At 43.2% G+C, this 14,005-nt stretch carries 12 protein-coding genes; 11 read left to right on the top strand and 1 reads right to left on the bottom strand.

Annotated elements, in window-relative coordinates; genetic code table 11:
* The first annotated feature begins 28 nt into the window (after nt 1–28).
* The 7 genes from Q0590_RS00510 (at nt 29) to Q0590_RS00480 (ending at nt 8,067) form a co-directional block, all read left to right on the top strand.
* Entirely contained in the window at nt 29–973 is a 945-nt protein-coding gene (locus tag Q0590_RS00510; protein ID WP_302035509.1) for an RraA family protein, read from the top strand.
* Nucleotides 974–1,043: 70 nt separating this feature from the next.
* The gene (locus Q0590_RS00505) at nt 1,044–2,327 is read left to right on the top strand and encodes a mandelate racemase/muconate lactonizing enzyme family protein (protein WP_302035508.1); all 1,284 of its coding nucleotides are present in this window, start codon (nt 1,044–1,046) and stop codon (nt 2,325–2,327) included.
* Between the two features lie 116 nt (nt 2,328–2,443).
* Nucleotides 2,444–3,577: a bile acid:sodium symporter family protein gene (locus tag Q0590_RS00500; protein ID WP_302035507.1), complete on the top strand. Its 1,134-nt coding sequence runs from the start codon at nt 2,444–2,446 to the stop codon at nt 3,575–3,577.
* Between the two features lie 113 nt (nt 3,578–3,690).
* On the top strand, nt 3,691–4,617 hold the full coding sequence (locus tag Q0590_RS00495) for an RraA family protein (protein WP_302035506.1): 927 nt from the start codon (nt 3,691–3,693) through the stop codon (nt 4,615–4,617).
* Nucleotides 4,618–4,790: 173 nt separating this feature from the next.
* Entirely contained in the window at nt 4,791–5,738 is a 948-nt protein-coding gene (locus tag Q0590_RS00490) for an RraA family protein (protein ID WP_302035505.1), read from the top strand.
* A gap of 122 nt (nt 5,739–5,860) precedes the next feature.
* Nucleotides 5,861–6,601: an RDD family protein gene (locus tag Q0590_RS00485; protein WP_302035504.1), complete on the top strand. Its 741-nt coding sequence runs from the start codon at nt 5,861–5,863 to the stop codon at nt 6,599–6,601.
* Between the two features lie 182 nt (nt 6,602–6,783).
* A complete protein-coding gene (locus Q0590_RS00480; RefSeq protein WP_302035503.1) occupies nt 6,784–8,067 on the top strand; it encodes a M16 family metallopeptidase in 1,284 nt (427 codons plus the stop codon).
* A 54-nt stretch (nt 8,068–8,121) separates the two neighbouring features.
* Here the strand turns inward: Q0590_RS00480 and Q0590_RS00475 are convergent, their stop codons facing one another.
* Entirely contained in the window at nt 8,122–8,436 is a 315-nt protein-coding gene (locus Q0590_RS00475; protein ID WP_302035502.1) for a YtxH domain-containing protein, read from the bottom strand.
* A 344-nt stretch (nt 8,437–8,780) separates the two neighbouring features.
* Here Q0590_RS00475 and Q0590_RS00470 point away from each other — a divergent pair, with 344 nt between their 5' ends.
* The 4 genes from Q0590_RS00470 (at nt 8,781) to Q0590_RS00455 (ending at nt 13,894) form a co-directional block, all read left to right on the top strand.
* A complete protein-coding gene (locus tag Q0590_RS00470) occupies nt 8,781–9,494 on the top strand; it encodes a lysophospholipid acyltransferase family protein (RefSeq protein ID WP_302035501.1) in 714 nt (237 codons plus the stop codon).
* Nucleotides 9,495–9,592: 98 nt separating this feature from the next.
* Nucleotides 9,593–9,880 carry an Asp-tRNA(Asn)/Glu-tRNA(Gln) amidotransferase subunit GatC gene (gene gatC / locus Q0590_RS00465; RefSeq protein WP_302035500.1) on the top strand — a complete coding sequence of 96 codons (288 nt, stop codon included), beginning with the start codon at nt 9,593–9,595 and terminating at the stop codon, nt 9,878–9,880.
* Nucleotides 9,881–9,986: 106 nt separating this feature from the next.
* Complete coding sequence (locus Q0590_RS00460) at nt 9,987–13,034, top strand: tetratricopeptide repeat protein (RefSeq protein WP_302035499.1); 3,048 nt, start codon at nt 9,987–9,989, stop codon at nt 13,032–13,034.
* A gap of 134 nt (nt 13,035–13,168) precedes the next feature.
* The gene (locus tag Q0590_RS00455; RefSeq protein ID WP_302035498.1) at nt 13,169–13,894 is read left to right on the top strand and encodes an ABC transporter ATP-binding protein; all 726 of its coding nucleotides are present in this window, start codon (nt 13,169–13,171) and stop codon (nt 13,892–13,894) included.
* The last annotated feature ends 111 nt before the right edge of the window (nt 13,895–14,005 follow it).

Raw genomic sequence — 14,005 nt, 5'->3', positions numbered from 1 at the left:
CTATACCTACGTAATAATCTTTCTTATCATGAACTATAGTATCCATTTACGCTTACTTTTTTTCCTGCTGATACAAGCTTTTATTGTTTCGGCCCAGCAAATATCCAAAGAAGAACTGCTTTTTCTAACACCTGAGTGGAAAGGCGAACGGTTTGCGGATGGCCGGCCCAAAGTACCGGATGATTTAATCAAACGAATGAAATTAGTAACCCATGAAGAAGCCTGGGCCGTCATGAAAGGCAAGGGCTACAAATACCAATATGCCGAAGGATGGCAATGCATCAATCCGGATAGTGTACTGGTAGGCAGGGCACTGACGGCTACGTTTATGCCAGGACGGCCAGATGTGCACCGGGTAACCGATGAAAAAGGACATACCAAAGATGGCCGCATCAAATCTCAAAATTCATGGCCAATTGATATGCTGGTGAAAGGCGATGTATATGTAGTAGACCAGTTTGGTATGCACGAAGATGGCCCAACGATTGGCGATAACCTGGGCAATTCTATTTATGCTAAAACCGGAAATGGCATTGTGTATGAAGGGGCCGTACGGGATATTGCCGGATTAAAAGAATTAGGCTCGTTTACTTCCTTCTTCCGCAGCTATCATCCATCGCACCATAACCAGGAAGGCAACCTGAATACTACACTGGTAGGCATCAACCGGCCTACCCGTATTGGCAAAGTAATGGTATTGCCAGGGGATGTAGTCTTGGGCCGTGATGGTGCCGTTACCTTTGTTCCTCCTCACTTGGTAGAGCAGGTAGTAAAAACGTCAGAAGTAGTCAGGTTACGCGATATGTTTGGGCACCAGCGGCTCCGCGAGCAAAAATACACACCCGGCCAGATAGATACCAGGTGGTCGCCAGAAATAGAGAAAGACTTTTCTGCCTGGCTTAATGCCCATATTAACGAACTGCCAGTACCTAAAGAACAAATTCAGGAACTGCTGAAAACCCGCACCTGGTAATCAGCTTTGCAGAAAATCGTCTTCATTATTTTATACACTTATTCTTAACCTTGACCTTAATTTATACCCAATGACTAATTATAACCGCCGTTCCTTTTTAACAAAAAGTGCTTTAGCCACCGCAATGGCTGCTTCTGCGATCAGTAGCAGCTTTGGCCAGGGCTTAGAGAATGCTATTGAAAGAACTCCTATGTCCTCTGCGCCTTCTAACCTGAAAATCACGGATATTAAATGTGGATACATACGCAATGGCCATAGCTTGTTTGTGAAAATATATACCAACCAGAATATCTGGGGCTGTGGAGAGGCAGTAGATGCTACACCGGGTACTTATCATCTGGTAAAAATGTTTGGCCAGCGCATTAAAGATAAAAGCCCCCTAAATGTGCACCGCTTGTTTGAAGACATCCGCCGCTCCGGATTTTTTGAAGGTGCCCAGTCGGGTATGTTTATCGCCGTGCTTTCTGCTGTAGAAACGGCTCTGTGGGACTTGGCCGGAAAAGCTCTAGGCCTGCCGGTTTACCAGTTATTAGGTGGTAAGTTCCGCGACAGAGTTCGCGTATATTGCGATACCGGCACCTACCGGGATATCGATAAAACACCCAAACATTTTGCAGATAGTGCTAAGGAAGCAGTAAAAATGGGCTTTACAGCTGTAAAATATGATATAGATGAATTTAATGATCCGAACAAATACGACCGCTATAACTGGACGGCCAGCCCCGGCGAACTGGAACGCATGTATAACCAGATGGCAGCTGTACGGGAGGCTATAGGACCTAAAATTGACATGTGTGTAGACATGCATGGCCGCTACGACATGACCACCGGGCAACGGGTAGCTAAAATGATGGAGCCTCTGAATCTGATGTTCCTGGAAGAGCCCATTCCGGCAGAAAACGTGGAGGCCTATAAGTTAATCACCGATTCTACCACTACACCCATCTGTGCAGGCGAAAATCATTACCTGGCCTATGGTTTCCGCCGGATGCTGGAGATTGGAGCCGTGGATATTATTATGCCGGACTTGCAAAAAGCCGGAGGTTTAGGTGAAGGTCAGCGCATAGCCAATCTGGCTAATCTGTATTATGTGCCCTTTGCCCCGCACATGGTGGCCTCTTACCTGGGGGCTATGGCTGCCAGCCATGTATGTGCTTCCGTACCAAACTTCCTGATACTGGAGTGGCAGATTTATTTCCACGAAGACCCTATGTTTAAAGAGATTGTTACATTCGATGGCCCGATGGTAAAAGACGGATTTATTCCGCTGTCAGAAAAGCCAGGTATCGGGGTGGAAATCAATGAAGAAGGCATGAAAAAGTATGCCACCAAAGACATGCCGTTCTTTGTATAATCTATTTGTACTGGTCAAAATTTTCATAGAAATCTTTTATTTCATTATTCCTTTCTATACTTTGTCTGTTGGTTCGGAGAGAACGCAGGAATTTTTTACCGCTTAGCCTTTATTTTATGAAAGAAACGAACAAGCTTTATACAGTTGCCCTGGTGGCTGCCCTGGTTTGCCTGGCAGTCGTGTTAGGTATGCTGGCTATGGGATACCGCACGGAAGTAGGGCCTTTCTGTATACTATTTTTTATTTTACTGGCTATTGGGGTTCGAAAGTTTCCTGCCATCAAAGGGTTTTCGTACACTATTTCCATTTTTGCAGCCGTTACTGTAGCTATGTTTTACCCTGCGTATTTTGTGGAACTAAATGGGTTTCAGCTAAAAACTTTAATTGTGCCTCTCTTGCAGATCATTATGTTTGGGATGGGAACAGCTATGAGCCTGAATGATTTTGCTGGTGTAATTAAAATGCCCAAAGCAGTTATGGTCGGCTTAATCTGCCAGTTTTCCATCATGCCTGGCATAGGTTTTATATTAGCCAATGTGTTTGATTTTCCTCCCGAAATTGCTGCCGGGATAATATTAATTGGCTCGGCTCCCAGCGGACTGGCTTCTAATGTGATGTCTTACCTGGCTAATGCGAACCTGGCTCTTTCGGTAACTATTACGGCCATTGCTACCTTACTGGCCCCTGTAATGACTCCTTTGTTAATGAAACTGCTGGCTGGTGAATTTGTAGCCGTGGATGTATGGGCCATGATGTGGGATATTGTAAAGATGGTGATTATTCCAATTGGCGCAGGTTTGTTATTTAATAAACTGCTCAGTGGCAAAGCCAAATGGCTGGACGATGCCATGCCCTTGGTATCTATGATCGGAATAGCCTTCATTATCACTATTATTACGGCTGCCGGCCGCGATAGCCTGTTAGCTATTGGACTAGTTTTAATACTGGTGGCTTTTATTCACAATACCTGTGGCTATCTCCTTGGGTATTGGTTTAGCCGTTTGGTGGGCCTTGACGAACGTTCGTGCCGTACGGTAGCTATAGAAGTAGGTATGCAAAACGGTGGGTTAGCCTCAGCCATTGCCCTGCAAATGGGTAAAGTAGCCACCGTAGGGCTGGCTCCGGCTATATTCGGCCCACTGATGAATATTACCGGATCTTCGCTGGCAACCTGGTGGCGGGGCAAACCAATCAAAGAGGAAGTTGATGAGAAAAAAGATGTGGTAAAAGAAAAAAAGATTACTACTTGAGTAAATGTGCTGCTTAGGCGATGAGCAAATAGGCTGATGATCCATTGCCACGCTTTAAGGGATACATACTAACTACAATATCACCATTTTTTTGATTACTAAATGATATACGCATGAATAATAGAATATTACTAGTTGCTGCTTTTATACTTAGCGGAGTAATAGCCCAGGCACAGCGGGTAGGCTCCTCCCCGGAATATGTTACGGCTCTTACATCCAACTGGAAAGGCGAGCGGTTTCCCGATGGCCGCCCAAAAGTGCCGGATATTGTGCTGGAACGTTTACAGAATGTTACCCTGGAGCAAGCCTGGGGCTATCTGGACCGTAAAGGTTACCGTAACCAGGTAGAAAAAGACTGGATTATTATCCAATCTGATCAGGTAATGACTGGTCGCGTAGTTACTGCCCAGTTTATGCCTTCACGGCCAGATTTAGATAGCCTGGTACGGGCACAAGGAAAAGCGGAAGGCCGCTCCCAGAAAGGCGGAATTAATATATGGCCCATTGATATATTAACCAAAGGCGATGTATACGTAGCCGATGGCTATGGCAAAGTAAAAGATGGTACCTTAATTGGTTCCAGCCTGGGAAATGCGATCTATGGGAAAACAGGGAAAGGCGTAATTTTCTACGGATCAGTAAGAGATATGCAGGAACTATCTGAAACCAAAGGCTTTAATGGATGGGTGAAAGATCAGCATCCTTCCTACATTAAAGATATGACTCCTGCCTCTATTAATGCCCCCATCCGTATAGGAGAGGTTACTGTATTTCCGGGCGATGTGGTGCTGGCAAATAAATATGGCGTAATTTTTATTCCTTCCCATCTGGTAGAAGGCCTGGTTTCCTCTTCTGAAATGGTGGCTTTACGCGATGAGTTTGAACGGGTACTTTTGCAGCAAGGCAAATACCCATCCGGAGAAATACATGGCGACTGGTCAGATAAAATAAAAAATGAATTCCGGGCCTGGGTGGCCAAATATCCCAAAAAATTAGCCATCACGCAGAAAGATGTAGATGCTTATCTGGCAAAAGAATAAAAATGGGCTAGAAAGGTATACTCAAAAGAAAATCATGATAGGTTCAATAATAGATAGACGATATATTTTACTTGAAACCAGCCAGATTTTTCTACCAGGAAGCATTCTTGATATTACCTTTCGGGATACTCCTGTAAATTTGCGTAAAAATTTAGCCGCATTATAAATTAACCATGAACCATCCGTTAATGAAACAACTATCCTTTTTTAGTACAGTATTTCTCTTTTTGCTTTTTTCAACCTCCCTGCGTGCACAGTCTGTTGCCTTACCCAAAGAGTCTATTACAGGCTTTACTGCTCAATGGAAAGGCGAGCGGTTTCCCGATGGCCGCCCCAAAGTGCCGGATAATATTCTGGAAAGAATGAAAGACGTATCGCTGGAGAATGCCTGGAGTGTGGTAAGAGGTGCCGGTTATAACAATCAGTTTGCCGGCGACTGGCAAATGATTCACCCAGACCAGGTAATGGTAGGCCGGGCACTTACGGCCCAATACATGCCCAAAAGGCCCGATGTAGAAGATAAACTAATAGCCAATGGTAAAAAGGAAGGCCGGATTGGAGGCACTAATTCCTGGCCCATAGATATGCTAAGCACCGGTGATATCTATGTAGCCGATGCCTATGGGAAAATTGCCGACGGAACCCTTATTGGCGATAATTTAGGAAATTCTATTTATGCCAAATCTAAAAACGGGGTGGTGTTCGATGGTGCCGTGCGGGACTTAGAAGGACTATCTAAAATTGAAGGCTTCAATGCTTTTGTGCGGGGCTTTCACCCTTCTTTTATTGCAGAAACCATGCTGACGGGCGTAAACGTGCCTATACAAATAGGACCTGCTACGGTATTGCCTGGCGATATTGTACTGGCCAAAAAAGGAGGTATTCTCTTTGTGCCTGCCCACCTGGCAGAAACCGTGGTGCAAACCTCTGAAGTAATTACCTTACGCGACGAATTTGGCCATATGCGCCTGAAAGAGGGAAAATATACTCCAGGACAGATTGATACCCGGTGGTCTAAAGAAATAGAAGCGGATTTTGCCAAGTGGCTGGATGCCAACCCGGGAAAATTAAAAATGACCAGGGCACAGATGGACGAACTACTAAAAACACGGACCTGGTAATTTGCTTTTACCGGAACATACTAGTTTAACAGACGAAAGCCATACCTTAAAAAGGTGTGGCTTTTTTTCTGGAATTCCTGCAACAAAAATTGTAAACTAGCAGATCAGATTCAGACCATCTTATGAAAAAGTATTTTGATGTACATCATGCCCGGATAGATTCCAAACTACAAGGGATCAGGCTGGCATCTTTCGGGCGGAGAACGGTAGCCTATGCCATAGACTGGGCGATTGTGTTGGCCTGTACCCAATATTTGTGGTTGAGTGTGCTAGTGCTGTGTGTATTTCTATTCGTAAATAAGCGCTACCGGCTAACATTAAGCCGTAGTTCTGCTTTTATCCGCTACAATTTGCACAGACTGGATACGGAACTGGAAAAATATAATGTTGAACAAAGCCTGCGGACACGCCTTACCAAGCACCTCAACTGGTATATTTATTTCATCATTTATGCGCCTATAGTGCTGTCAGTGATCGTATTGGCCGGTATTATTATGGGGATACTTTCTCCTACTGAATATGGCGCAATGTCGGAGAAGTATGTACAGGGCGCTTCCCTGTTTCATCCGTTCAAAGATATTTATAATGTCTTCACCTTTATTGGAGGTTTTCTGGGAGGTATGTTTTATTTCTCTATGTTCACCTGGAAGTGGCAGGGGCAAACGCCGGGCAAACGGATGGCACGCATAAAAGTAGTAAAGTTAAATGGGGAACCCATTACCTTGTGGAACAGTTTTGAACGTTTCTCCGGTTATTCTTCTTCTGCTTCCTTGTTGTTACTGGGCTTTTTTCAATTTTACTGGGAAAAAAATTACCAGACTTCCCACGATAAGCTCGTAGAAACAGTAGTGGTATACGCCTAAACAAGTAATACGTAGAATTCAACTGGTATTTTTTATATGCAGCCCTCTTGCTTTCTCAGCGTAGTGCTTCCTTTGTAGTAATTATTTGGTAAAATGTCGCTGAGTTTTGCTGAAATGTACAGAGCTATTGGTACTTTTATGCCATTATCTGCGTATATATCTAGTAAACCTCCAACTCACTCATGCTAAACCGAAGTATTCCACCAGCTTTCCAGACACTCGAAAAAGTACATTTGCCCCAGGTCCAAAGCCAGACACTGGCTAACGGCTATCAGCTACACTGGCTTAATGCAGGAGAGCAGCCGGTTATCCGGATTGAATTGATTTTTAAAGCTGGTAACTGGTTCGAAACCGGAAAAGGTACTTCGTATTTTACTATTAAAATGATGAATGAAGGTACTTCCAAACGTTCAGCCCGGCAAATTAATGAGTATGTGGATCAGTACGGGGCCTTCATTGAATTTAACCATGGGCAAGACAGGGTAAATGTTACCTTGTATACGGTTATAAAGCATCTGCCTAAACTTCTGCCTTTACTACAGGAAATTGTGATTGATTCTATATTTCCAGAGAAAGAACTACAGAATCTGAAAAAGATAACTACTCAGAACTTAAAAGTAAACACCGAAAAAACCTCTTATCTGGCGCAAACCAGGTTCCGGGAGTTACTTTTTGGTGAAATGCACCCCTATGGACGCAATTTGTACGAACAGGATATTGCACACATAGAAGCACCGCAGCTGCGGGAATATTACCAGTCTGCTATCCGTAGCCAGGCTTGCGATATACTTTTATGCGGAAACATTGATGATCATACACTTGCACTCGTCAGAAATACATTTGAGCAGGTACCAGTAACGTCACCACTTCCGGACAATAGTTTCATAAATCCGGTAGTGCCTTCCTTACCCAATAATAAAGAAACCCTGGAAAAAGAAGGCAGCCTGCAATCCAGTATCCGGCTGGGCAAAAGGCTGTTTACCCGCAAACATCCGGATTATTTTAAGATGCTGGTATTGAATGAAGTGTTTGGCGGTTATTTTGGCTCCAGGCTCATGAAAAATATACGGGAAGAAAAAGGTTTTACTTATGGTATTTCCTCTAACTTGGTTACACTCCGCAAAGAAGGGTTTTTAGTGATTGGTACGGATGTGAAAAAAGAGTTTACCGGCCTGACAATAGATGAAATTTATAAGGAAATAGAAATATTAAAAACAGAGCCAGTAGGAGAGGAGGAACTGCAAACCGTAAAAAATTATATGATCGGTTCGTTTGCCGGCTCCTTAAATTCTCCCTTTGCTATTGCCGACAATTTCAAAACCATTTATTTCGAAGGATTAACCTACGACTTTTTCGACCATTATATTGAAAACATCCTGCATACCACGGCGCAAGACTTGCTACGCCTGTCCAACACTTATTTGCAGCCCGACAGTATGCTGGAAGTAGTGGCAGGCGGCAGATAATAAAAAAAGCCTCCATATAGGAGGCTTTTAATTCTTTCGGTTCAGACAGGAATCTTATAATTGTCCTGTAGGGTTTGGAGATGGAGTAGACGTAGTAGTCGTAGTCTTGTTAGGGCCTGCGGTAGTTCCGGTTTTGCCACCTTTTTTTCCTGTGTAGCTGGTAATAGTAGCTAGTGCAGAGTCAGTAATTTCAGAGAATTTGTTAATGGTATCTCCGAACTGGCCCCCTAAGTCATTTTTTAATGAATTAGCGGTGTCTACTATTTTTTTTCTGGTATCGCTGCCTGTAGAAGGAGCTAATAACATACCAGCTGCTACACCGGCAGCTGCACCAAGTACAAAACTCAAAAGCGTTTTCTGGTTATTCATAGTGGTTACGATTAGTGGATTTGAATTGCGAAAAAAATTACTATTGCGTACAAATATACTGGAAAGCTTACGAGAAAAAAATGTTCTGTAAAACTTTACAATTATTCTTATACGGGTATTTTTTAAGGAAGGTTGCAGAAAAATAAGCCAGTAGTTTGTGAGTAATTCTCCACTATCTGTTTTGCTTTTCTACAGCTGGTTATCCATTCACTTGGTTTGCCGGCCGTTAATCTTTTAGAATGAAATTTTGCGCAGCAGGAGAAAAAACCTAATTTTGTAAGGATATGGTCCTGCTGAGGAGAATTTATTCATTCTGGTGCTACTTTTGGTTTTTAAGCTTGTTTTTGCTGCTGTACCCATTTTTTTATCTGTTTCTGCAAAAAGAAAAATGGCATCCGAAAGCACATTATCTGAACAGGCTCTGGGGGCAACTATTTTTTCCCCTATGCTTTCTACCCATTCATGTTATTCACCAGGCCAGGCTTAATAAGCAACAACAGTATATATTTTGTGCTAATCATACATCTGTTCTGGATATTGCCGTAATGGGCGTGGTGCTGGACCACTATTATGCTTTTATCGGGAAGAGTTCGCTGGCAAAGCTGCCGTTATTTGGGTATATGTTTACCAGGTTGCATATTGCGGTAGACCGCAGCAGCCGGATGAGCAGCTACAAAACCATGCACAAAGCCCTGGAAACACTGGATAAAGGCCGCAGTCTCATGATTTTTCCGGAAGGCGGAATTGTCAGCAAAAATCCACCACAGATGACTCCCTTCAAGGATGGTCCTTTCCGCATGGCTATTGAAAAGCAAGTACCTATTGTACCCATTACCCTTCCCTATAACTGGTATGTACTACCCGATGACAGTGGCTTGTTGTTCCGCCGGCACGAAATTAAAGCTATTGTGCATCCGCCTATTTCTACCCAGGGCATGACCATAGAGCATATGCCTGTGTTAAAACAGATGACCTATGAGGTAATTGACAATGAGTTAAAGAAATATTCCTTTGTTCAAGAAAAAGCCACAGAGCAAGCAGAAAAAGTTAAATCTTGACATACAATAAGTTATATACCTGATAAGTTTACTTGTTAACAGAATGGCTTTGTATAGCCATTTATCTCTTACTACTCTCACCACCATTTTATTTATTTATGCAAGCAGACAGAGAAACGCTTCGGAAAATAGCCCATCTGGCCAGACTAGAATTCAACCCGGATTCTGAGAAAGAGATGCTGGACAGTGTGAATGAAATACTCACCTGGGTAGAAAAATTAAATGAGATTGATACCACCCATGTAGAGCCACTTACGCATATGTCGGAAGAAGTAAATGTGATGCGGGAAGATATAGCAAAACCTCCCTTGCCGCATGACCGGGCTTTGCTGAATGCACCTAAAAAAGATGCCGATTATTTCAGGGTACCCAAAGTAATAGAATAAGCTGCTTTTTCTGTCATTATCCTACATAGGCATAGCTTATGGAACAATGGCTATTTCTTTCGGAATTAATATATTGCGCCTTTCTATTACATTGTCCTGCTTCTGAATGTCTGATCAACCACTCTTCTTCTGGCAAAACTGGCGAAATCCATACCGTGCATTTTATATTCTGATTTTACTGCTTGTTTTACTCATGCTGGTGCTGGGTGCCTTCTTTCACTTGCAGGGTAGAGATACCATACTCAGCTGGTTTCCGGCTACACAGTTGCAGGAAATTGGGTTGCCTATAGATAGTTTTACTAAGGGACTATTTAATTTCAATGTGGAGCTTGAATCGTACTATGTAACCGAGCAGTTTGTAGCCTCATTGATGCAAGTGAATCCCTGGGCCATGTATGGCCTGTTAGGCGTTATTTCCCTGAGTATAGTCCTGTTATTAAGCCTGATTTCCGTATTGCCGCGTTTCTGGTATATTGGGGCAATGGCCATATTCATCCTGATGCTGGCAAGCTTCAAACTGGATTTATTAGAAGTTTTCGGGTGGAAAAACAGTACTTTTTTTATAGTGGCAGTAGCCCTGTATGGAGGCCTGAGTTATTACTTCCATGCTTTCCGTAGCCATACTTCTTTTCCTTTGCAATTTCTTTCTTTTGCCGGATTAACGGCTGTGTTAGCACTTGTTATTGCCTTTTTTTCTGAAAGTACCTATCCTGCATTATCCCTCATTAGCCATGGTATTATTGTGCCAGTGGCGTTGAGTGTGGTAGTTATCTTAGTAGTAGCCCAAGAGATTGTTCATGGATTTTTGTATCTGGTAACTAAGGGAGGAGGTTTTGGCGGCGACAATAGCCTTACCCATTTTACGGTAATTACGTTTTTTTACCTGTTTAATGTATTACTGGCGTATCTGCATAACTCAGTCGTTATCAGCTGGGATATTTTTTACCTGAATGCCTTTTTTGTTTTGGCTATATCACTGGTTCTGGGGCTATGGGGATTCCGTAAGCGTAGCGGTACCTTTGAAAATATCATCCCTTTTACTCCATATGGCGCTTTTCTTTACCTGGGCTTAGCCTTGATCACTATTAGCACCATCACCTATTTTTTTGCCACCGCCAACGATCCTATGATCGAAATGTTTGAAGATGCTATTTTGTTCAGCCATCTGGCCATGGGGATTGTTTTTTATGCCTATGTATTGGTTAATTTCAAAACCCCAATGCAGCAAGGCCTGGCGGTACACCGGGTAGTGTATCAGCCGAAAGCTTTCCCATTCTATTATGCCCGGGCCTTAAGTGTGATAATTGTGGCAATTATGCTATTTTATGCCAACTTTTATCCGGTATACCAATCAGTTGCAGGTTATTTTAACAACCTGGGCGATTTTTATACACTGAAGCAAGATTACTTCCTGGCTGAGCAGTATTACCGGTTAGGGGTACAGTACGATTACCGGAACCATAAATCTAATTATGCTATTGCTTCCCTGGCCCGGAATCAGGGCGACAAAGTATCTGCTATTACGCATCTGAAACAAGCTACCATAAAAAATACGTCTTCCTATACCTACGGCAGTTTAAGTGATATTTATCAGCAGGAAGAACTAATCTTTGAAGCACTGTTTAACTTACAGCAGGGAATAAAAAAATTTCCCGGAAGTGGTGAATTACACAATAACCTTGGGCTGCTCTACAACCAGACCAATATTTCTGATTCCGCTTACTACTATTTTACCCAGGCGGCAGAACTAACCTCAAAGCCGGAGGTAGTGCACACGAACTTACTGGCCTTCTGGATCAAGAACAAAAACCTCTATCCAATCAACACCGATTCTTTGCTGGCAAAGCAACCTGTCAGCCAGGATGTATCGTTGCAAAATAACCGCCTGGTATTAGCACAACTAGCTGATTTGACTGAGGAAGCCACCCTGCTCCCAGGTTTTGCTACAGACTCTGTACTTACCCGTGAACGCTTTGCGTATTTATTCAACTATACCTTGCATCACAAGCGTACATCGGATAGCAGCCTGGTTAAGCTTATTACCAGGCTGGAAACTATTGAACGAAACGCCATATTCTCCGAAGATCTTCGCCTGGCACAAGCCGCCTATGAATACTACGCCAACGACCGGGCACGAGGGTTAGATCAATTAAATCTGATTGTAGCAGGCAAACCTTCCAGAGGCATTTACTTTAACAAAATTCTGGGTTTGTGGCTCTTGCAGCAAAATATTTTTACTGGCGCTGCTACCCACTTTAAAGCAGCCGCTGATTTAGGCGATAGTACTTCGCTACCAAACTATGCTATTGCTCTTTCCGAAGCTGGTCAATGGCCGGAAGCCTTGGTAGCCTGGTCATCAGTGGGGCAGCAGGCAGCAGAAGAAATGAAAACGACTGCTGCTCAGATGCAAACGATAGGGCAAGCAATTCTAACCGGCCAACCATCTTCAGCAGCAGTTACACTAGACGACGCAGGAAAAGCATTGCTGGTACATTTTAGCAAAGACATACTTCTACCACAAGTAGCTGGCCATATAGCCACCGCAGAATACCGGGTTAGGGCCCTGGCCGGACTAGCAGAAAAATATATTCAAAGGGATAGTTTAATACAAGCAAATCAGTTGCTGGAACTGGCTTCCAGGTCTAGGGGAATTAGTGAAGAATTACAAGCCCTTGTAAAAGCTATTCAATTGCACCTGCTGTATGTGCAAAATGATGCTACGCCTCGGCTGGCTGCCATAGATTCAGCCAATGTGCCGCAGGAATATGTAGATGAGAAATTATTCTGGAAAGCCAGAAGCTACGAAAAAGCAAAACAATATGCCCAGGCAGATCAGTATTACCGGCTGGCTTTAAAACGTCTTCCAACGGACCCTGCAACCGTCAATTTTGCTGTTAATTTCTACAATACCACCCGGGAAAATCCAGAACAAGGCTACCAGATTAGCCTTACAGCCTTGCAACTACATCCACTCTCGCCGGAGTTGCTCAAAACATATATTCTGCAATGCCTGGAAATGCGCCTGCTTACGTATGCCGAAGAAAACCTCGATAAATTGCAGTTTCTGACAGGTGCTGCCGACTATCAATCATTCCTGCGGGTTTATGAAGCAAAAAGAGCTTCTATAGAAAATATGCTTTCCGGTTGGGAATAAATTTTGTATATTGTTGGAAGTTGTGTTAGCTGCACAGCCTACTCATGCATCCAACATGTATGTTCTAACGATTAACCACCAGCTTGCCACTATAGCAAGTGTAAACATGCCATTTCAAACACATTTATTTACTTATGAAGATTATAGAAACAAGTAACATCTCTAAAAAGTATGTAATGGGTAGCGAAGTAATTGAAGCATTAAAGTCGATCACCATATCTATTGATAAAGGAGAATATGTGGCTTTTATGGGGCCGTCAGGTTCCGGGAAATCTACGTTGATGAATATAGTTGGCTGCCTGGATACACCTACCAGTGGTACCTATATACTTAACAACAAGGATGTAAGTGATATGTCTGAAAATGAACTGGCCGAAATCCGCAATAAAGAAATTGGGTTTGTTTTCCAGACATTTAACCTCTTGCCAAGGTCTACCTCACTGGAGAATGTAGCTCTTCCCCTGATTTATGCCGGTTACAACAAAGCTGACCGCACCGAAATGGCTCTGGAAGCCTTAAAAAGCGTAGGGTTGGGAGACCGGGCGAAACATAAACCTAATGAACTCTCCGGGGGGCAGCGGCAACGGGTGGCCATTGCCAGAGCCTTGGTAAATAACCCTAGTATTGTACTGGCTGACGAACCTACCGGTAACCTGGACTCTAAAACTTCTTATGAGATTATGGACTTATTTGAAGATCTGCACAGCAAGGGCAATACCATTATTATGGTAACCCACGAAGAAGATATTGCCCAGTACGCTCACCGCATTATACGCCTGCGCGATGGATTAATAGAATCAGATACGCTAAATAAAGATATCCGGAAAGCCCGGCAGGCTATAAGCGCCACTATCCATTAATTTGCTTGTACTAGATATAAAACAGATAATCCTCATCAAATGGTGAGGATTTTTACTTTTATAGCCGCAGTATAGATATCAGGAAACAAAAAAATGAGGCAAGGTGCTGAC

The sequence above is a fragment of the Rhodocytophaga aerolata genome, from assembly GCF_030503435.1.
Lineage (GTDB): Bacteria > Bacteroidota > Bacteroidia > Cytophagales > 172606-1 > Rhodocytophaga > Rhodocytophaga aerolata.
The sequence above is the reverse complement of the archived record's forward strand: the minus strand, read 5'-3'. Positions and strand labels throughout refer to the sequence as shown.

Coding starts and splice junctions, on each gene's coding strand:
- Q0590_RS00495 (WP_302035506.1), top strand. CDS start 3,691: ATGAATAATAGAATATTACTAGTTGCTGCTTTTATACTTAGCGGAGTA.
- Q0590_RS00485 (WP_302035504.1), top strand. CDS start 5,861: ATGAAAAAGTATTTTGATGTACATCATGCCCGGATAGATTCCAAACTA.
- Q0590_RS00460 (WP_302035499.1), top strand. CDS start 9,987: ATGTCTGATCAACCACTCTTCTTCTGGCAAAACTGGCGAAATCCATAC.
- Q0590_RS00490 (WP_302035505.1), top strand. CDS start 4,791: ATGAACCATCCGTTAATGAAACAACTATCCTTTTTTAGTACAGTATTT.
- Q0590_RS00475 (WP_302035502.1), bottom strand. CDS start 8,436: ATGAATAACCAGAAAACGCTTTTGAGTTTTGTACTTGGTGCAGCTGCC.
- Q0590_RS00510 (WP_302035509.1), top strand. CDS start 29: ATGAACTATAGTATCCATTTACGCTTACTTTTTTTCCTGCTGATACAA.
- Q0590_RS00480 (WP_302035503.1), top strand. CDS start 6,784: ATGCTAAACCGAAGTATTCCACCAGCTTTCCAGACACTCGAAAAAGTA.
- Q0590_RS00505 (WP_302035508.1), top strand. CDS start 1,044: ATGACTAATTATAACCGCCGTTCCTTTTTAACAAAAAGTGCTTTAGCC.
- gatC (WP_302035500.1), top strand. CDS start 9,593: ATGCAAGCAGACAGAGAAACGCTTCGGAAAATAGCCCATCTGGCCAGA.
- Q0590_RS00455 (WP_302035498.1), top strand. CDS start 13,169: ATGAAGATTATAGAAACAAGTAACATCTCTAAAAAGTATGTAATGGGT.
- Q0590_RS00500 (WP_302035507.1), top strand. CDS start 2,444: ATGAAAGAAACGAACAAGCTTTATACAGTTGCCCTGGTGGCTGCCCTG.